Consider the following 18,937-nt stretch of genomic DNA (forward strand, 5'->3'; position numbering starts at 1 on the left):
GCCTGTGAGTTGCGGGCAGTCGAGATGATCGACTCGCCCGCGCTGGCACGAGCGGGGATAACGTTTTAGAGAACCGTCGGATCGGAAATGCTTTCTCCCGAAGCCCTGAAGAAAATCGACCGTGCCGTTGCCAAATACCCTGCCGAGCAGAAGCAGTCGGCGGTAATGCACGCACTTGCCGTAGCGCAGGTCGAGAAAGGCTGGTTGTCGCCCGAAGTGATGCAATTCGTGGCGGACTACCTCGAGATGCCCGCAGTCGCGGTGCAAGAGGTCGCAACCTTCTACACCATGTTCAACACGAGCCCCGTGGGCAAGTTCAAGTTGACCGTGTGCACGAACCTGCCTTGCCAGCTCACGCGCGGCGAAGAGATGGCCAAGTACCTGAAGGAGAAGCTGGGTGTCGAGTACAACGACATCACGCCGGATGGTCTCTTCACGGTCAAGGAAGGTGAGTGCATGGGCGCTTGTGGCGATGCTCCCGTCATGCTGGTGAATAACCATCGCATGTGCGGCTTCATGAATGAAGAAAAGGTCGACGCGCTCATCGAAGAGCTCAAGGCCAAGGGCGCTGCGGGAGAGAAAGCATGACGTCGCTGCACAACCGTCACATCAAACCGCTGATTCTCGCCGACCTCAATGGCGAGAACTGGCATCTGGAAGATTACGTCAAGCGCGGTGGTTACCAGCAGCTCGCACGCATTCTGAAAGAAGGCCTCACACCGGAGCAGGTGATTGCCGACGTCAAGGCGTCTGGCTTGCGCGGTCGCGGAGGCGCAGGCTTCCCGACCGGTCTGAAGTGGAGCTTCATGCCGCGCGCGTTCCCGGGGCAGAAGTACCTCGTCTGCAATTCGGACGAAGGCGAGCCCGGTACGTTCAAGGATCGCGACATTCTGCGCTACAACCCACACGCGCTGATCGAAGGCATGGCCATCGGCGGTTTCGCCATGGGCATCACCGTCGGTTACAACTACATCCACGGCGAAATCTACGAAGTGTACGAACGCTTCGAAGAGGCCCTCGAGGAAGCACGCGCTGCCGGCTATCTGGGCGACAACATTCTCGGCACGGACTTCTCGTTCCAGCTGCACGCTCACCATGGCTATGGCGCGTACATCTGCGGCGAAGAAACCGCATTGCTCGAGTCGCTCGAAGGCAAGAAGGGCCAGCCGCGTTTCAAGCCGCCGTTCCCGGCGAGCTTTGGTCTGTACGGCAAGCCCACGACCATCAACAACACCGAGACGTTTGCTGCTGTCCCGTTCCTGCTGGCCACCGGCCCGCAGCAGTATCTGGAGATGGGCAAGCCGAACAACGGCGGCACCAAGATTTTCTCGGTGTCGGGCGACGTCGAGCTGCCGGGTAACTACGAAGTGCCGCTGGGCACGCCGTTCCCCGAGCTGCTCGAACTTGCCGGCGGCATGCGCGGTGGCAAGAAGCTCAAGGCCGTGATTCCGGGCGGCTCGTCGGCACCGGTCGTGCCGGCCGGGCTGATGATGGAAACCACGATGGACTACGACAGCATCGCCAAGGCGGGATCGATGTTGGGGTCGGGCGCTGTGATCGTGATGGACGAGACGCGCTGCATGGTGCGCTCGCTGCTGCGTCTGTCGTACTTCTACTACGAAGAATCGTGCGGTCAGTGCACGCCGTGCCGCGAAGGCACTGGCTGGCTGTGGCGCGTGGTCAATCGTATCGAGCATGGTGAAGGCCGCAAGGAAGATCTGGACCTGCTCAATTCGGTGGCCGAGAACATCATGGGCCGTACCATTTGCGCGCTGGGCGACGCCGCAGCGATGCCGGTGCGCGGCATGCTCAAACACTTCTGGGACGAGTTCGCCTACCACGTCGAGCACAAGCATTGCTTGGTCGGCGCTCACTAATCCCTTTTGACGCTTGGCATTGAACCGCTATGGTTGAAATCGAAATTGACGGCCAAAAGGTCGAGGTGCCCGAAGGCAGCATGGTGATCCAGGCTGCCAAGAAGAACGGCACCTATATTCCCCACTTCTGCTATCACAAGAAGCTGTCCATCGCTGCGAACTGCCGCATGTGCCTGGTCGAGGTCGAAAAGGCCCCGAAGGCCGTGCCGGCCTGTGCAACGCCGGTGGCTAACGGCATGATCGTGCGGACCAACTCCGAGAAGGCTGTGAAGGCGCAGCAATCGGTGATGGAATTCCTGCTGATCAATCACCCGCTCGATTGCCCGATCTGCGATCAGGGCGGCGAGTGCCAACTGCAAGACTTGGCAGTCGGTTACGGCAAGTCGGCGTCGCGCTATCAGGAAGAGAAGCGCGTCGTGTTCCACAAGAATGTGGGCCCGCTCATCTCGATGGAAGAGATGTCGCGCTGCATCCACTGCACCCGCTGCGTGCGTTTCGGTCAGGAAGTGGCCGGCGTCATGGAGTTCGGCATGCTGGGGCGTGGCGAGCACTCGGAAATCACGTCGTTCGTCGGCAAGACGGTGGACTCCGAACTCTCGGGCAACATGATCGACCTGTGCCCGGTCGGTGCGCTCACCTCGAAGCCGTTCCGTTACAGCGCCCGTACCTGGGAACTGTCGCGCCGCAAGTCGGTGAGCCCTCACGATGGCGTGGGTGCGAACCTCGTGGTGCAAGTGAAGAACAACAAGGTCATGCGCGTTGTGCCGCTCGAGAACGAAGCGGTCAACGAATGCTGGATCTCGGACAAGGACCGTTTCTCGTACGAAGGTCTGAACAGCGACGAGCGCCTCACCAAGCCGATGCTCAAGCAGGGCGGTGAGTGGCACGAAGTCGACTGGCAGACGGCGCTCGAGTACGTCGGTCATGGTCTGACGGACATCATCCGCGACTTCGGCGCCGACGCCGTTGCCGCACTGGCCTCGCCGCATGCCACGATCGAAGAGCTGCACCTGCTGCAGAAGTTCGTGCGCGCACTGGGTAGCGATAACGTCGACTTCCGTCTGCGTCAGACGGATGTGTCGGGCGGCACCCAGGGTGCACCGTGGCTCGGCCTGCCGATCGCTGAACTCGACAAGCTGCAAAGCACGCTGGTCGTCGGCTCGTTCCTGCGCAAGGATCACCCGCTGTTCGCCTCGCGCCTGCGCGCTGCGGTGAAGGCCGGTGGCCAACTCAACGTGCTGCACGGCTCGGACGACGACCTGCTGGTCAAGCTCGCGAACAAGATCATCGCCGCACCGGGTGCCTGGGTGAGCGAGCTGGCCGGTATCGCTGTGGCCGCTGCCGCTGCCAAGGGCGTTGCCGCCCCGGCAGAGCTGGCCGGAGTGAGCGCTAGTGATACCGCCAAGGCCATCGCCGCGTCTCTTGCGAACGGCGAGCGTCGCGCGATCCTGCTGGGCAACGCCGCTGTGCAACATCCGCAGTTCGCGCAACTGCATGCCATCGCGCAAGTGATCGCTGACATCACCGGTGCAACGCTGGGCTTCCTGACGGAAGGCGCCAACACGGTTGGCGGCTACGCAGTGAAGGCTACGAACGCGAAGGGCGCAGCCGCCCTGTTTGCACAACCGCGTCAGGCTTACCTGCTGCTCAACGCCGAGCCGGAGTACGACTCGGCCGATGCGAAGCAAGCACTCACGGCTTTGAATGCCGCGAAGATGGTTGTCTCGCTCTCGCCGTTCAAGCACGGTCTCGAGTACGCCGACGTGCTGCTGCCGATCGCCCCGTTCACGGAAACCGCCGGTACGTTCGTCAACGCCGAAGGTCTGCCGCAACACTTCAACGGTGTGGTGCGTGCGCTGGGCGAAACGCGTCCGGGCTGGAAGGTACTGCGCGTGCTGGGCAACCTCCTCAAGCTGCAAGGCTTCGAGCAGGACACGGCCGAACAGGTTCGCGACGAAGCCCTCGCCGGTTTCTCGGCGGCTGCGCTCGACAACCGTGCCAAGGCAGCACTGGCGGTGCCGAAGGCTGCGGGCCAGGGTCTGGAGCGTCTGGCGGATGTGCCGATCTACGCTGCCGACGCACTGGTGCGCCGTGCGCCGTCGCTGCAACTGACCAACGACGCCAAGGCTGCGCTGCGTGCCACGCTGCCGGCTGCGCTGTTCGACAGCCTGGGCCTCGCTGCCGGCGACGCCGTGCGCGTGCGCCAGGGCGATGCCGTGGTTACGCTGCCGGCCGCTCGCTCGGAAACGCTGCCTGCCAACGTGGTGCGCGTTCCGGCAGCCACGCCGGCGTCCGCCGCGCTTGGCGCGATGTTCGGTGAAATTTCGGTGGAGAAGGCGTAAATGAGCCTGAACGAAGTCATCAATCAATACGGCACGCAACTGCTGGGCGTGGCCTGGCCGACGGTGTGGGCGCTGGTCCGCATTCTCGTCGTGGCCGTGATCCTGCTGCTGTGCGTGGCGTACCTGATTCTGTGGGAGCGTAAGCTCATCGGCTGGATGCACGTGCGTCTCGGTCCGAACCGCGTGGGGCCCGCCGGTCTGCTGCAGCCGATCGCCGACGTGTTGAAACTCCTGCTCAAGGAAGTCATCACGCCGTCGCAAGTGAGCAAGGGCATTTACGCCATCGCTCCGGTCATGGCGGTGCTGCCGGCCTTCGCGATCTGGGCGGTCATCCCGTTCCAGCCGGGGGCGGTGCTGGCCGACGTGAACGCCGGTCTGCTCTACGCCATCGCGATCTCGTCGATCGGTGTGTACGGCGTGATTCTTGCCGGCTGGGCATCGAACTCGAAATACGCTTTCCTCGGCGCCATGCGCGCGTCGGCCCAGATGATTTCGTACGAAATCGCCATGGGCTTCGCGCTGGTGACGGTGCTGATGACGGCCGGCTCGCTCAATCTGTCGGACATCGTGCGCTCGCAGGAGCACGGCATGTTCGCCGGCATGGGCCTGAACCTGTTGTCGTGGAACTGGCTGCCGCTGCTGCCGATGTTCGTCGTCTACTTCATCTCGGGTATTGCGGAAACGAACCGCCACCCGTTCGACGTGGTGGAAGGCGAATCGGAAATCGTGGCCGGTCACATGATCGAGTACTCGGGCATGGGCTTCGCGCTCTTCTTCCTGGCCGAGTACATCAACATGATCATCATCTCGGCGCTGGCTGCGGTGCTGTTCCTGGGTGGCTGGAGTGCGCCGTTCGGCTTCCTGTCGTTCATCCCGGGTGTGTTCTGGCTGGCGTTCAAGGTGTTCCTGCTGCTGTCGGTGTTCATCTGGGTGCGTGCGACGTTCCCGCGCTACCGCTACGACCAGATCATGCGTCTGGGCTGGAAGGTTTTCCTGCCGTTGACGATCGTTTGGGTGATCGTGGTGGGTGGCTGGATCATGTCGCCCTGGAACATCTGGGGCTGAGGCGAACGGAGTAGAGGAATCCCATGGTAAGGGCAATCAAGGACTTTTTTGGCAGTTTCCTGTTGTTGGAGCTGCTCAAGGGCATGGCGCTCACGGGGCGCTACACGTTCGCTCGCAAGGTGACGGTGCAGTTTCCGGAAGAGAAGACGCCGCTGTCGCCGCGTTTTCGCGGTCTGCATGCGCTGCGCCGTTATCCGAACGGTGAAGAGCGCTGTATCGCGTGCAAGTTGTGCGAAGCGGTGTGCCCGGCAATGGCCATCACGATCGAGTCGGATGTGCGTGACGACGGCACCCGCCGTACCACGCGTTACGACATCGATCTGACCAAATGCATTTTCTGCGGCTTCTGCGAAGAAAGCTGCCCGGTGGACTCGATCGTCGAGACACACATTCTCGAGTATCACGGCGAGAAGCGTGGCGATCTGTACTTCACCAAGGAAATGTTGCTCGCGGTGGGCGATCGTTACGAAAACGAAATCGCGGCGGCCAAGGCGGCCGATGCGCCGTACCGTTAAGCAGGGCAGGGCGCGGCGGATCGATGGCGCGCCCGGTACGGCAATTGACGTTGGCTAATTCTCGCGACACCCGGTGATTATGGAATTCACAACCTTTCTTTTCTACGTGTTTGCGCTGATCCTCGTGGTCTCCGGCCTGAAGGTCGTGACCTCGCGCAACCCCGTACAGTCGGCACTGTTCCTGGTGCTGGCCTTCTTCAACGCCGCGGCGATCTGGATGCTGCTCGAGGCCGAGTTCCTGGCCATCATGCTGGTGCTCGTCTACGTCGGCGCAGTGATGGTGCTGTTCCTGTTCGTCGTGATGATGATCGACATCAATCTCGACGAACTGCGACGCGGCTTCGGCAAGTTCATTCCGCTGGCGAGTACCGTCGGCGCGATCATGATCGTCGAAGCATCGCTGGTGCTGATGCGCGGCTACGGCGCCACGCGCGCACCGGTCAAGGCCGTGTCGGCCCCGGACGTGCCGAACACCAAGGCGCTCGGCATCGCGCTGTACACCGACTATATCTTTGCCTTCGAAGTGGCAGGTTTGATCCTGCTGGTGGCCGTCGTGGCAGCCGTTGCGCTCACGATGCGTACCCGTAAGGACCACAAACAGACCGACCCGAGCAAGCAGGTGCGCGTGAAGGCGCGCGACCGCGTGCGTCTGGTGTCGATGCCCGCCGAAGCCCGGCAGCAATCCACCGGCACTGACACGCCGGCGGCGGAATAAGGAGACAGCATGATGTCGTTGTCGCTAGCGCATTACCTGGTGTTGGGCGCGATTCTCTTCGCGATCAGCATTACCGGTATCTTCCTCAACCGCAGAAATGTGATTGTGCTGCTGATGGCCATCGAGCTGATGTTGCTCGCGGTCAATCTGAACTTCGTCGCGTTCTCGCATTACCTGGGCGACATTGCCGGCCAGGTATTCGTGTTCTTCATTCTTACGGTGGCCGCCGCGGAAGCCGCGATCGGTCTGGCCATTCTGGTCACGCTGTTCCGTAAGCTCGAAACGGTCAACGTCGAAGATCTCGACCGCCTTAAGGGTTAACAAAAGCGAACGCTGTTATGGCATCCACATTGAATCCCAACCTGCTGCTCGCGATCCCGCTGGCGCCGCTCGCCGGCTCCCTGATTGCCGGTCTGTTCGGCAAGCAAGTCGGACGCGCGGGCGCCCACACGGTCACGATCCTCGGCGTGCTGGTCGCGTTTGTCCTGTCGGTCATGACCTTCATCGACGTCATGAACGGCGCGAGCTTCAACGCGACCGTCTATGAATGGGCTCGCATCGGCGAACTCAAACTCGAGATCGGCTTCCTCGTCGACACGCTCACCGTCACGATGATGTGCGTGGTCACTTCCGTCTCGCTGATGGTGCACATCTACACCATCGGCTACATGGCGGAAGATCCTGGCTACCAGCGCTTCTTCTCGTACATCTCGCTGTTCACGTTCTCGATGTTGATGCTCGTGATGAGCAACAACTTCCTGCAACTGTTCTTCGGCTGGGAAGCGGTGGGTCTGGTCTCTTACCTGCTGATCGGTTTCTGGTACACGCGTCCGACCGCGATCTACGCCAACATGAAGGCGTTCCTGGTCAACCGTGTCGGTGACTTCGGCTTCCTGCTCGGTATCGGCCTGCTGCTGGCCTTCACCGGCACGCTGAACTACGGCGAAGTGTTCGCCAAGGCCAACGATGTCGCCGCCCTGTCGTTCCCGGGCACCGACTGGCGTCTGATCACCGTGGCCTGTATCTGCCTGTTCATCGGCGCGATGGGCAAGTCGGCGCAGTTCCCGCTGCACGTCTGGCTGCCGGACTCGATGGAAGGCCCGACCCCGATCTCGGCGCTGATTCACGCGGCCACGATGGTGACCGCGGGTATCTTCATGGTGAGCCGCATGTCGCCGCTGTTCGAACTGTCGGACACCGCGCTGTCGTTCATCACGATCATCGGTGCGATCACGGCGCTGTTCATGGGCTTCCTGGGCATGATCCAGAACGACATCAAGCGTGTCGTGGCCTACTCGACGCTCTCGCAGCTCGGTTACATGACGGTCGCGCTCGGCGTGTCGGCCTACCCGGTCGCCATCTTCCACCTGATGACGCACGCGTTCTTCAAGGCGCTGCTGTTCCTCGGTGCGGGCTCGGTCATCATCGGCATGCATCACGATCAGGACATGCGCAACATGGGCGGCCTGTGGAAGTACATGCCGATCACGTGGATCACGTCGCTGCTCGGTTCGCTGGCACTGATCGGCACGCCGTTCTTCTCGGGCTTCTACTCGAAGGACTCGATCATCGAAGCGGTGGCCGCCTCGCACCTGCCGGGTTCGGGCTTCGCCTACTTCGCTGTGGTCGCCAGCGTGTTCGTCACGGCGTTCTACTCGTTCCGTATGTACTTCCTGGTCTTCCACGGCAAGGAGCGTTTCGGTCAGGCACACCATGACCATCACGACGCCCATCACGAGGAAGAAGAGGATTCGCACGGCGAGCACCACGGTCTTGCCCCGGGTCAGAAGCCGCACGAGTCGCCTGCTGTCGTGACGATCCCGCTGATCCTGCTGGCGATTCCGTCGGTCATCATCGGTGCCATTGCGATTGCCCCGATGCTCTTCGGTAATTTCTTCAAGCAAGGTGTGGCGTTCAAGGACGTGATCTTCATCGGCGAGAACCACCCGGCGATGGAAGAACTGGGCCATGAGTTCCACGGCTGGGTGGCGATGGCGCTGCATTCGTTCGGCACACTGCCGATCGCACTGTCGGCGCTGGGCATCGTGCTCGCGGCCTTCTTCTACCTGAAGCGCCCGGACATTCCGGAAGCACTGAAGAACAAGTTCTCGGGTATCTACAAGTTGCTCGACAACAAGTACTACATGGACAAGATCAACGAAGTGGTCTTCGCCAAGGGCGCGCTCAAGATTGGCCGCGGCCTGTGGAAGGCGGGCGATCAGGGTCTCATCGACGGCGCCGTCGTGAATGGCAGTGCGCGTCTGGTGGGCTGGTTCGCCGGTGTCATCCGCTTCGTGCAATCCGGTTACATCTACCACTACGCGTTCGCCATGATCATCGGCATGCTCGGGCTCCTGACGCTGTTTGTGACGTTGAACGGCAAGTAATAGGGGGAGCCAACAATAATGCAATCGCTACCGCTTCTGAGTCTGGCCATTTGGCTGCCCATCCTGTCGGGGATCGTTGTCCTCGCAGTGGGAAATGACCGTAACCCGACGGGCGCACGCGTGCTGGCGCTCATCGGTTCGCTGGTGAGCTTCCTGGTCACGCTGCCGCTGATCTCGAACTTCGACGCCAACACGTCGGCGTTCCAGTACGTCGAAAAGACGAGCTGGATCGATCGTTTCCACATCAACTACTTCCTGGGCATCGGCGGCATCTCGCTGTGGCTGGTCGTGCTGACGGCGCTCATCACGGTGATCGTGGTGATCGCAGGCTGGGAAGTGATCACGGAGCGTGTCTCGCAGTACATGGCCGCGTTCCTGATCCTCTCGGGCCTGATGATCGGCGTGTTCTCGGCGCAAGACGGCCTGCTGTTCTACGTGTTCTTCGAAGCCACGCTGATCCCGATGTACCTGATCATCGGTGTGTGGGGCGGTCCGAACCGTGTGTACGCAGCGTTCAAGTTCTTCCTGTACACGCTGCTCGGCTCGCTGCTGATGCTGGTCGCGCTGATCTATCTGTACAACGCGACGGGTTCGTTCACGCTGACCGACTGGTACGCGGCGAAGCTGCCGATGAACGTGCAGATACTGCTGTTCGTGGCGTTCTTCATGGCCTTCGCCGTGAAGGTGCCGATGTGGCCGGTGCATACCTGGCTGCCGGACGCCCACGTGGAAGCGCCGACGGGGGGCTCGGTTGTGCTGGCCGCCATCATGCTCAAGCTCGGCGCGTACGGTTTCCTGCGCTTCTCGCTGCCGATCGCACCGGACGCCAGCCACTACCTGTCGGGCTTCATGATCGCGCTCGCGCTGATCGCCGTCGTCTACATCGGCCTCGTGGCGCTGGTGCAGACCGACATGAAGAAACTGGTGGCGTACTCGTCGATCGCTCACATGGGCTTCGCGATTCTCGGCTTCTTCATGTTCAGCGAAATCGGCATGCAGGGTGCACTGGTTCAGATGATCTCGCACGGCTTCGTGTCGGGCGCCATGTTCCTGTGTATCGGTGTGCTGTATGACCGCATGCACTCGCGCAACATCGCCGATTACGGCGGTGTGGTGAACACGATGCCGAAGTTTGCCGCGTTCTTCATGTTGTTCACGATGGCCAATAGCGGTCTGCCGGCGACGTCGGGCTTCGTGGGTGAGTTCCTGGTGATTCTGGGCGCCGTGAAGCTGAACTTCTGGGTGGGTCTGCTCGCTGCCACCTCGCTGATCACCGGTGCGGCTTACTCGCTGTGGATGTACAAGCGCGTGATCTTCGGTGCTATCGCCAACGATCACGTGCGTGAGCTGATCGATATCAACAAGCGCGAGTTTTTCATGCTGGCGGTGCTGGCGGCACTCACGCTGTTCATGGGTATCTATCCGAAGCCTTTCACGGACCTGATGCACACCTCCGTGGTTAACCTCCTCGCCCACGTGGCGCAGACCAAGCTGCCGTAATCGGGGAGGACATCTAGATCATGCAAAACATTAATCTGCTGCCTGCGTTGCCGGAGGCCATCCTGCTGCTCATGATCCTCGTGATCATGATGTGCGACGCGTTCCTCGGCCAGACGCGCAAGCTGAACTACGTTCTGGCGCTCATCACGTCTGCGGCCGTGTCAGTGCTGTGGGCGTGCAATGCCGCCGATCCGGCATCGCACTACCTGTTCGGCAACGTGTTCGTCGCCGATCCGATGTCGAACCTGCTCAAGGCCTTCGGTGGTCTGGCAACGTTCGTGACGTTTATTTACGGCCAGAAGTACCTGGAAGCGCGCGGCCTCGCCCGTGGCGACTTCTATGTGCTCAGCCTGTTCTCGCTGCTGGGCCTGTCGGTGATGATCTCGGGCAACAGCTTCCTGACCTTGTATCTGGGTCTGGAACTGATGTCCCTGTCGCTGTACGCCCTCGCTGCCGTGTGGCGCGATTCGACGAACGCGACCGAATCGGCCATGAAGTACTACGTGCTGGGTGCGCTCGCTTCGGGCTTCCTGCTGTACGGCATGTCGATGATGTACGGCGCGACGGGTTCGCTGGAACTGGCGAAGGTCTTCGAAGTCATCGCTTCGGGTGCCGTGAACAAGATCGTGCTGGTGTTCGGCGTGGTGTTCGTGGTCGCCGGTCTGGCGTTCAAGCTGGGCGCCGCTCCGTTCCACATGTGGGTGCCGGACGTTTATCAAGGCGCACCGACCCCGGTCACGCTGCTCATCGGTGGCGCACCGAAGCTGGGTGCCTTTGCACTGCTGCTGCGTTTGCTCGTCGAAGGCATGTTGCCGCTGGCGATCGACTGGCAACAGATGCTGATCATTCTGGCGGTGCTCTCGCTGGTGATCGGTAACCTGACGGCCATCGTGCAGACCAACGTCAAGCGTCTGCTGGCGTACTCGACGATCTCGCACATGGGCTTCGTGCTGCTTGGCATGCTCTCGGGCGTGGTGGGCGGCAAGATCGACGGTATCGCCGACGCCTACGGTTCTTCGCTGTTCTACAGCGTGATCTACCTGCTGACGACGCTGGGCACGTTCGGTATCGTGCTGCTGCTCTCGCGCAAGGGCTTCGAAGCCGAGAACCTTTCGGATCTGAAGGGCCTGAACCAGCGTAGCCCGTGGTTCGCCTTCGTCATGCTGATGCTGATGTTCTCGCTGGCAGGCATTCCGCCGCTGGCAGGCTTCTACGCCAAGCTGGCCGTGCTGCAAGCCGTGATCAACGCCGGTATGGTGTGGCTCGCCATCGTGGCGGTAATCGCCTCGCTGATCGGCGCGTTCTACTACCTGCGTGTCGTCAAGCTGATGTACTTCGACAAGCCGGAAGACACCAACGCGCTGGAAGGCAGCAGTACGATGCGCTTCGTGCTGTCGCTCAACGGTCTGGCACTGCTGTATCTGGGCCTGATGCCGGGCTCGCTGATGGACTGGTGCCTGCGCACCATCAAACTGACGCTGGCCAGCTAAGCGGTCAGGCGTTCAGAAGGACGAGGTCGACGAAGGTCACGACGTCGACGGGAAAAGCGGGCAGGGCGGGCCGACATGGATGGCCGGCCCGGCTCTCGAAAGATGAACCGGCGGAGGCAAGAACGATGGGCATGTCAGCAGGCGGTACGCTTGTGATTTTGCTGGCCGTGCTGGGCGCGAACCTGCCGTTCGTGAACCAGCGCCTGTTCGGTCTCATCGCGCTCAAGCGGGCGGTCAAGCCGCTGTGGCTGCGTCTGGTCGAGCTGGTGGTGGCCTACTTCGTGGTGGGTGCGCTCGGTTACCTGATCGAGTCGGGCATCGGCAACGTGTTTTCGCAGGGCTGGGAGTTCTACGCCGTGACTGCGAGTCTGTTTGTCGTGTTCGCGTTTCCGGGCTTCGTCTACCGGTATTTGTGGCGTCATCGACCGGCGGCTGCCGCTTGAGATGTCTGCTTTGCAAGACGCCGCCTTTGGGCGGCGTTTTGTTTTGGGTTCGCCAATTTTCAGCCGTGGAGGGCTTATGACCCAACGTCAAACCGACGATCAACATCTGATTGAGACATGTGTTACGAGTGAGACGGTCTACGACGGCGCGTTCCTGACCATCAAACGCGATCGCGTTCGTCTGCCCGATGGCAAGACGGCCGTGCGGGAATACACCACCCATCCGGGGGCAGTGATGGTGATTCCGCTTTTCGAAGATGGTCAGGTGCTCATGGAGCGTCAGTATCGTTACCCCCTCGAGCGCGTGATGACGGAACTGCCGGCGGGCAAGCTCGATGAGGCCGAGGGCGGTCTGGCATGCGGTCAGCGCGAACTGCTGGAAGAGACCGGATACCACGCCAAGCGCTGGGACTACCTCACGCGCATTCATCCGGTAATTTCGTACTCGACGGAATTCATCGACATCTGGCTTGCCCGGGACCTCACGCTTGGCGAGCGTCGTCTCGACGAAGGCGAGTTTCTCGATGTGTTCAAGATGCCGGCGACCGAGCTGCTGCAATGGGTGCGCGACGGGCGTGTCACGGACGTGAAATCCATCATCGGCGCGTTCTGGCTGGAAAAGATATTATCGGGAGTGTGGCAGCCGAACGAGCGTTCGCCGCTGCGCTGATCCACCGTCATTTTTTGAACCCGAACCCTGCCGCGGGCGGGGCCGGGATACATCCATAGCGTCATGAAGGTTTTTGATTTGCGTTGTGCACACGAGCACACCTTCGAGGGCTGGTTCGGCTCGGAGGACGATTACCTTTCGCAGCAGGCTCGGGGGCTGGTGACATGCCCTGTCTGCGGCGACACGGCGGTCGTTCGCATGCCGTCAGCGCCGCGCCTGAATCTGTCGGGGGCGACGTCGCGTGCCGATGCTGCGCCGGCGGCCATTCAGGGGCCAGCCGCTGCCTCGAGCGGTGTCATTGAAGCGAAACGCGAATTGCAGACGCTCTGGATGAAGGCCGTGCGCCACGTCATGGCGAATACCGAAGATGTCGGCAGCAACTTTGCCGAGGAAGCTCGTAAGATCCACTATCAGGAAGCCCCGGAACGTAATATCCGCGGGACGGTGTCACGGGAAGAGTCCGAAGCGCTGGCGGAGGAGGGGATCGACGTGATGCCGCTACCCATTCCCGACGGCTTCAAGGATACGTTACAGTAAGCCCATCGCCGGCCCGATCCGGCGCAGGGCGCCGTCAGCATCCAGTGCCATACTGGCCGGTGCTGGCGATCGCTACGCCATTTCCACGCATGTCCATTCTCGCGCGCCTGGCACAGGCTGCCGGTGCGCCGCACGGAGGAGTTCGCGATGGCAACGTTCGAGTATTACTTCGAAGACTTCGCAGTAGGCGACACCTTCGATCTGGGCGAATACACGTTCACGGCAGACGAGATCGTGCATTTTGCCCGGCAGTTCGATCCTCAGCCGTTTCACGTTGATGAACTGGCTGGCCGTGAGTCCCATTTCGGTGGACTGGTGGCCAGCGGCTGGCACACGTGCAGCGTCATGATGCGTATGAACGTCGACAAGCTGCTCTCCCGCTCGGCGAGCATGGGCTCGCCAGGCGTCGAGCAGATCGAGTGGCTCAAGCCGGTGCGTCCTGGGGACACGATTACGGTGACGAGCAGCACGCTGGAAGTGCGCGCTTCGAAGAGCCGTCCGGATCGCGGAATCGTACGACAGCTCTGGACAGCCACGAACCAGCATGGCGAGGAAGTGTGCCGGTTCCGGGGGACGGGGCTTTATCTGAAGCGCGTCACCTGAAGCAAACGGTAGTCCGCCTGACCGGCGGGCGGCAGCGCCCGCCGCGTCGCACTCAATGCGACAAATCACTCACCGCCGCCGCCGGGGCGTCGCGTTTGACCTGAGTGATGCCGTCTTCCATCTGCTCGGCGGTCGAGAACATCTGGCTCTGGCCGATGATCTCGCCATTGCGCGCCTTCAGCACGAAATAAGGGCGGCCCGACGTCGACGTCTTGCGCTCGAATCGATGATCTTCAACCGAGTTCTTGCGAACGGATTCGATGCCATTCTGCGCAGAGGCGCGCGCCTTGTAAGTCTCGGAGGAGAGGATGATGTGCCCGCTGTCGGCCAGCAGATGAAAGTGGAATTCACCGTTAGGGCTACGCTTGAGTTCGAACTTGCCTGACATATGTGGATCTCCCGGATCTTCCAAAAGCCAGCGGCGAGGGACTGCGAACTGCAAGAGACGACGGCGGCCAGCCGCGTCGGAGAAACCTTGAAAACATCGCGAAATACGTGCTCGATACGGCTTCCGCAATGAGCGGACTGCGCTTAGATTAGCACCGCCCGCGTCCCGGCGATACCGCAGTTTGTTTCGAAGTGTAAACCACTTCCCGCCATGCCCTGCCGAACCGGGGGCGCAAGGCGCGGCAAGGCAGGGCCGGGAGACGGCGGGGGTGGCCGGCCTGGGGCGCCGGCGTTCAACCTGCGGCTCAGCGGCGTGCGTACTGCGTGGCGCCGAACAGCATTTCGCGGGCCTTGTCGTCCTGCAACGGCTTGCGTGCGTCGGCCAGCACCTTGATGCCACGCTGCACCGCCGGACGCGCCTCGATGGCCTCGAACCATTTCTGCACGTTGGGGAAGTCCGACAGCTCTATGCCCTGGTTCTTCCACGAGCGCAGCCACGGCCAGATCGCAATGTCCGCGATGGTGTACATATCGCCGGCGACATACGGATGGCTGCCCAGCCGTTTGTCGAGCACGCCGTACAGACGGCGTGCCTCGTTCGTGTAGCGCTTGATCGCGTAGTCGATCTTCTCGGGCGCGTAGATGCGGAAATGGTGCGCCTGACCCAGCATTGGCCCCACGCTGCCCATTTGGAACATCAGCCACTCGAGCGTTTCGTATTTGCCACGCACGTCCTCCGGCAGGAAGCGCCCGGTTTTCCCCGCCAGATACAACAAGATCGCGCCCGACTCGAACAGCGAAATCGGTTTGCCGTCCGGCCCGTCTTCATCGACGATGGCCGGGATCTTGTTATTCGGCGAGATGGCGAGAAAGGCTTCCTTGAACTGATCGCCCGCGCCGATATCGACGGCATGTGCGTGGTAGGGTAACCCGCACTCTTCGAGCATGATGTGGACTTTGTGGCCGTTAGGCGTAGCCCAGGAATAGACCTGAATCAATTGCGGCTCCTCATTGGGGCGTCGGTCGACGCCATTCCCCGTCAAGCGCGGCGACGATCGCGTCAGGCGCCCGGCACGGTGATGTCACAGATGACGAAACGGGCCGGGGGCGCGGGCATCGCCCCCCCGGGAAAAACTGCCCGGAAATTACACCACAGAACGTTTTTCCCTGCCGGGCGCGGGGTCAGCGCGTGGTCAGCGCGTGGTACCGGTGTCAGACTCTGCACCCAGGTAGCGCGCCAGTTCCAGCTTGGCGATGGCATTGCGATGGACCTCGTCGGGGCCGTCGGCGAAGCGCAAGGTGCGGGCGCTGGCATAGGCATAGGCCAGAGGGAAGTCACCGGATAGCCCTGCCGCGCCGTGCGCCTGCATCGCCCAGTCGAGCACCTGACACGCCATGTTCGGGGCGACGACCTTGATCATGGCGATCTCCGCCCGCGCCGCCTTATTGCCCACGGTATCCATCATGTAAGCCGCCTTGAGCGTGAGCAGCCGCGCCTGTTCGATCAGGCAGCGCGCTTCGGCGATGCGCTCGCGCGTCACACCCTGCGCGGCAATCGGTTTGCCGAACGCCACTCGCGAGAGTGTGCGCTGGCACATCAGCGAAAGCGCGCGCTCGGCCAGACCGATGAGCCGCATGCAGTGATGGATGCGGCCCGGTCCGAGACGCCCTTGCGCGATCTCGAAACCACGTCCCTCGCCAAGCAGGATGCTGCTCGCGGGCACGCGAACCTCGTCGAGTTCGATCTCCATGTGGCCGTGCGGGGCGTCGTCGTAACCAAATACGGTGAGCGGGCGCACACGCGAGATACCTTTGGCATCGGACGGCACGAGAATCATCGACTGCTGCGCGTGCTTGGGGGCCTCCGGATCGGTCTTGCCCATCACGATATACAGCGCACAGCGCGGGTCGCCTGCGCCCGTCGACCACCATTTACGGCCGCTGACGACATAGTCGTCACCGTCGCGGCGAATCCGGCACTGCACGTTGGTGGCGTCGGACGAGGCGACGTCAGGCTCCGTCATCAGAAACGCGGAACGGATTTCGCCGCGCAGCAGCGGCTCGAGCCATTGCGCCTTTTGCGCGTCGGTCGCGTAGCGCTCGAGCGTTTCCATGTTGCCGGTGTCGGGCGCGTTGCAATTGAAGACTTCGGGCGCCCACGGCACCTGTCCCATGATCTCGCACAGCGGCGCGTACTCGAGGTTGCTCAGACCCGCGCCGCGGCCGGAATCGGGCAGGAAGAGATTCCACAGCCCCGCCTGCTGGGCAAGCGGCTTGAGGCGTTCGATGACGTGCGAGGGCTGCCAGGCATCGCCATGACGGCGTGCGATCTCGATCTCTTCGAGGTAGCGGCGTTCGTTCGGGAAGATGTGTTCGTCGAAGAAGGCGGTGAGGCGCGCACGCAGGGCTTCGACTTTCGGGCTGTAGCTGAAATCCATGAGGTCTCCGTTCAGTGACTGCCAGCGTGGCCGGTGGCCGCGCTGCGCTGTGCGTATGCCCAGGCGAGTTCGGCCATCGGACGCGCGCGTTTGCCCGCGTCGAGGGCCTGCTGGCTGGCCGCAGTGCCGTCGGCGACGCGTTTCATGATTCCTTGCAGAATCGCGGCGATACGGAACATGTTGTACGCGAGATAGAAATGCCACTGCGCAGGCGGGGCGATGCCCGTGCGCTCGCCGTATCGGGTGACGTAGGCACCTTCATCGGGAATGCCGAGGGCTTGCCAGTCGAGCCCGCCAATGCCGCGAAACACGCCGGGGCTCACGTGCCATGCCATGCAGTGGTAACTGAAGTCGGCGAGCGGGTCGCCCAGCGTCGACAACTCCCAGTCGAGCACGGCGAGCACGCGGGGTTCGGTCGGATGGAAGATCAGGTTGTCGAGGCGAAAGTCGCCATGCACGATGGTCGTGCGCTCGGGGGTGTCCGTGGGGAGGTGCGCGGGCAGCCATTCGATGAGCCGGTCCATCGCATCGATGGTTTCCGTCTCGGAAGCGCGGTACTGTTTGCTCCACCGGGCAATCTGCCGCGCGATGTAGTCACCGGGCTTGCCGTAGGATTCGAGCCCGATGGCGCGATAGTCGACCCGGTGCAATGCCGAGATGACGCGGTTCATTTCGTCGTAGATGGCGCTGCGCTCGGCCACAGTCATGCCGGGCAGCGATGGGTCCCACAACACGCGTCCCGGCACAAAATCCATGACATAGAACGCCAGCCCGATCACGCTTTCGTCTTCGCACAACCCTCGCATGCGAGCGACGGGGACGTCGGTGCCTGCGAGGGCATCCATCACGCGGTATTCGCGCTCGATAGCGTGGGCCGACGGGAGGAGTTTGGCCGCCGGTGCGGGCTTGGTGCGCAGCACGTAGGCGGCGCCGGCAGTCGTGACGCGATAAGTGGGATTGGACTGACCGCCGTTGAATTGGGAGAGGGTCAGCGGCCCGGCGAAGCCGTCAACGTGAGCGGTGAGCCAGCGCTCGAGCGCTGCGGTATCGAAGGGCGCGCGCTCGCCCAGCGCGCGTTCGCCTGCAAATGCGGAAAAGTCCTGTGGAAGCTCCTCGGCCATGCTGTCTCCTGCATTTCCGGTGCTACGTTGATCGTGACGATTCGACGGCGTGATGCCCTTGCTGAGCGGCCGCGCGTATCGTGCGGCCGCTGAAAACCCTGATCCTGCAACGAAGTTATTCTCGCTTTCGGGTGCGCAGGAACGACGCGAAGATCTTCTCCATGACGGTCAGCCGATTATCGCGATGCAGCGGCTGCGGCGGCGCGAAGTTCATCAGGCGCACCACCCAGTCCTCGGGCTTGTCGCCCACGTCGAGCGCGTTGATGCATGCGGGCGTCTGGGCGAGTTGGCCCAGAAAAAGGCGTCCGAGCGGATGCATGGCATGCGAGAGAATCGCGCGATTCACGCCGCCATGCAACACCAGCAGCACGGTATCCCAAGACCTATCGGCCCGCAGTTCCGCCAGCGGCGGCACCACGCGGTCGAGCAGTTCACGGACCGACTCGCCGTTCATGAACCGTGTCTCTTCAGGCACAAGACCGTCGAACGCACTGAGAAACGCCTGCGCGATTTCGGCCGGCGGCACGTCGGAAAGGCTGCCCGCGCGAATCTCCTCCCAGCACGACCATGTCTCGATATCGATCTGTTGCCCGGTCTCGGCCAGCACGCGCTGGGCCGTCTCGCGGGTCCGTGGCAGGCCGCTCACGATCACGCGGTCGAAGCGGATATTCTCGGCCGCGAAGGCGCGTCCGGCGGCACTGGCTTGCGAGCGGCCAAGCTCGTTGAGCGGGACGGCGTTGGCGTCGATGGGCTTGCCGCTGTCGTCGAAGTACGTAACGTCGCCATGGCGCATCAGATAGATGCGGCGGCGCTGCGGCGGCGTGAATGTCAAAGGACCGGCATCGGG

At 62.2% G+C, this 18,937-nt stretch carries 19 protein-coding genes; 14 read left to right on the forward strand and 5 right to left on the reverse strand.

All coding sequences use genetic code 11. From position 1 onward, the window contains the following. Nucleotides 1-87: 87 nt before the first annotated feature. From nuoE to PBR20603_RS09055, 14 genes are all read left to right on the forward strand, one after another. A complete protein-coding gene (gene nuoE / locus PBR20603_RS08990; RefSeq protein WP_150559195.1) occupies nucleotides 88-588 on the forward strand; it encodes an NADH-quinone oxidoreductase subunit NuoE in 501 nt (166 codons plus the stop codon). Continuing rightward, nucleotides 585-1,877, forward strand: a complete 1,293-nt coding sequence (gene nuoF, locus PBR20603_RS08995) for an NADH-quinone oxidoreductase subunit NuoF (RefSeq protein WP_150559196.1) — start codon at nucleotides 585-587, stop codon at nucleotides 1,875-1,877. The genes nuoE and nuoF overlap by 4 nt, the downstream gene beginning before the upstream one ends. Before the next feature lie 29 nt (nucleotides 1,878-1,906). Then, nucleotides 1,907-4,219 (forward strand): NADH-quinone oxidoreductase subunit NuoG, encoded by a 2,313-nt coding sequence (gene nuoG / locus PBR20603_RS09000; RefSeq protein ID WP_150559197.1) that lies wholly within the window; start codon nucleotides 1,907-1,909, stop codon nucleotides 4,217-4,219. Then, on the forward strand, nucleotides 4,220-5,284 hold the full coding sequence (gene nuoH / locus PBR20603_RS09005) for an NADH-quinone oxidoreductase subunit NuoH (RefSeq protein WP_039368596.1): 1,065 nt from the start codon (nucleotides 4,220-4,222) through the stop codon (nucleotides 5,282-5,284). It abuts the gene before it with no gap. A 23-nt stretch (nucleotides 5,285-5,307) separates the two neighbouring features. After that, the gene (gene nuoI, locus PBR20603_RS09010; protein ID WP_010807406.1) at nucleotides 5,308-5,799 is read left to right on the forward strand and encodes an NADH-quinone oxidoreductase subunit NuoI; all 492 of its coding nucleotides are present in this window, start codon (nucleotides 5,308-5,310) and stop codon (nucleotides 5,797-5,799) included. A 79-nt stretch (nucleotides 5,800-5,878) separates the two neighbouring features. Further along, on the forward strand, nucleotides 5,879-6,514 hold the full coding sequence (locus tag PBR20603_RS09015) for an NADH-quinone oxidoreductase subunit J (RefSeq protein WP_150559198.1): 636 nt from the start codon (nucleotides 5,879-5,881) through the stop codon (nucleotides 6,512-6,514). Between the two features lie 9 nt (nucleotides 6,515-6,523). Continuing rightward, nucleotides 6,524-6,835, forward strand: a complete 312-nt coding sequence (gene nuoK / locus PBR20603_RS09020; protein ID WP_023596640.1) for an NADH-quinone oxidoreductase subunit NuoK — start codon at nucleotides 6,524-6,526, stop codon at nucleotides 6,833-6,835. Nucleotides 6,836-6,852: 17 nt separating this feature from the next. After that, complete coding sequence (gene nuoL, locus PBR20603_RS09025) at nucleotides 6,853-8,901, forward strand: NADH-quinone oxidoreductase subunit L (protein WP_150559199.1); 2,049 nt, start codon at nucleotides 6,853-6,855, stop codon at nucleotides 8,899-8,901. 18 nt (nucleotides 8,902-8,919) lie between these two features. Next, nucleotides 8,920-10,401: an NADH-quinone oxidoreductase subunit M gene (locus tag PBR20603_RS09030; RefSeq protein WP_150559200.1), complete on the forward strand. Its 1,482-nt coding sequence runs from the start codon at nucleotides 8,920-8,922 to the stop codon at nucleotides 10,399-10,401. 20 nt (nucleotides 10,402-10,421) lie between these two features. Further along, nucleotides 10,422-11,891 carry an NADH-quinone oxidoreductase subunit NuoN gene (nuoN, locus tag PBR20603_RS09035; protein WP_150559201.1) on the forward strand — a complete coding sequence of 490 codons (1,470 nt, stop codon included), beginning with the start codon at nucleotides 10,422-10,424 and terminating at the stop codon, nucleotides 11,889-11,891. Between the two features lie 131 nt (nucleotides 11,892-12,022). Then, on the forward strand, nucleotides 12,023-12,334 hold the full coding sequence (locus PBR20603_RS09040; RefSeq protein WP_150559386.1) for a DUF2818 family protein: 312 nt from the start codon (nucleotides 12,023-12,025) through the stop codon (nucleotides 12,332-12,334). A 76-nt stretch (nucleotides 12,335-12,410) separates the two neighbouring features. Then, nucleotides 12,411-13,004: an NUDIX domain-containing protein gene (locus PBR20603_RS09045; RefSeq protein ID WP_150559202.1), complete on the forward strand. Its 594-nt coding sequence runs from the start codon at nucleotides 12,411-12,413 to the stop codon at nucleotides 13,002-13,004. Between the two features lie 63 nt (nucleotides 13,005-13,067). Continuing rightward, a complete protein-coding gene (locus PBR20603_RS09050; protein WP_150559203.1) occupies nucleotides 13,068-13,541 on the forward strand; it encodes a DUF1178 family protein in 474 nt (157 codons plus the stop codon). Between the two features lie 147 nt (nucleotides 13,542-13,688). Next, nucleotides 13,689-14,144, forward strand: a complete 456-nt coding sequence (locus tag PBR20603_RS09055) for a MaoC family dehydratase (RefSeq protein WP_150559204.1) — start codon at nucleotides 13,689-13,691, stop codon at nucleotides 14,142-14,144. 52 nt (nucleotides 14,145-14,196) lie between these two features. Here the strand turns inward: PBR20603_RS09055 and PBR20603_RS09060 are convergent, their stop codons facing one another. The 5 genes from PBR20603_RS09060 to PBR20603_RS09080 all read right to left on the reverse strand — a co-directional run bounded on the left by PBR20603_RS09060 (nucleotide 14,197) and on the right by PBR20603_RS09080 (nucleotide 18,922). After that, nucleotides 14,197-14,532: a YegP family protein gene (locus tag PBR20603_RS09060; protein ID WP_150559205.1), complete on the reverse strand. Its 336-nt coding sequence runs from the start codon at nucleotides 14,530-14,532 to the stop codon at nucleotides 14,197-14,199. A gap of 304 nt (nucleotides 14,533-14,836) precedes the next feature. Then, the gene (locus PBR20603_RS09065; protein WP_150559206.1) at nucleotides 14,837-15,529 is read right to left on the reverse strand and encodes a glutathione binding-like protein; all 693 of its coding nucleotides are present in this window, start codon (nucleotides 15,527-15,529) and stop codon (nucleotides 14,837-14,839) included. A 195-nt stretch (nucleotides 15,530-15,724) separates the two neighbouring features. Further along, entirely contained in the window at nucleotides 15,725-16,969 is a 1,245-nt protein-coding gene (locus tag PBR20603_RS09070; RefSeq protein WP_150559207.1) for an acyl-CoA dehydrogenase family protein, read from the reverse strand. Nucleotides 16,970-16,980: 11 nt separating this feature from the next. Beyond that, entirely contained in the window at nucleotides 16,981-18,090 is a 1,110-nt protein-coding gene (locus PBR20603_RS09075; protein WP_150559208.1) for a phosphotransferase, read from the reverse strand. A gap of 115 nt (nucleotides 18,091-18,205) precedes the next feature. Continuing rightward, nucleotides 18,206-18,922, reverse strand: coding sequence for a histidine phosphatase family protein (locus PBR20603_RS09080; protein ID WP_174977866.1), 717 nt, complete (start codon nucleotides 18,920-18,922; stop codon nucleotides 18,206-18,208). Between the last annotated feature and the right edge of the window lie 15 nt (nucleotides 18,923-18,937).

Source organism: Pandoraea bronchicola (assembly GCF_902459805.1).
GTDB lineage: Bacteria > Pseudomonadota > Gammaproteobacteria > Burkholderiales > Burkholderiaceae > Pandoraea > Pandoraea bronchicola.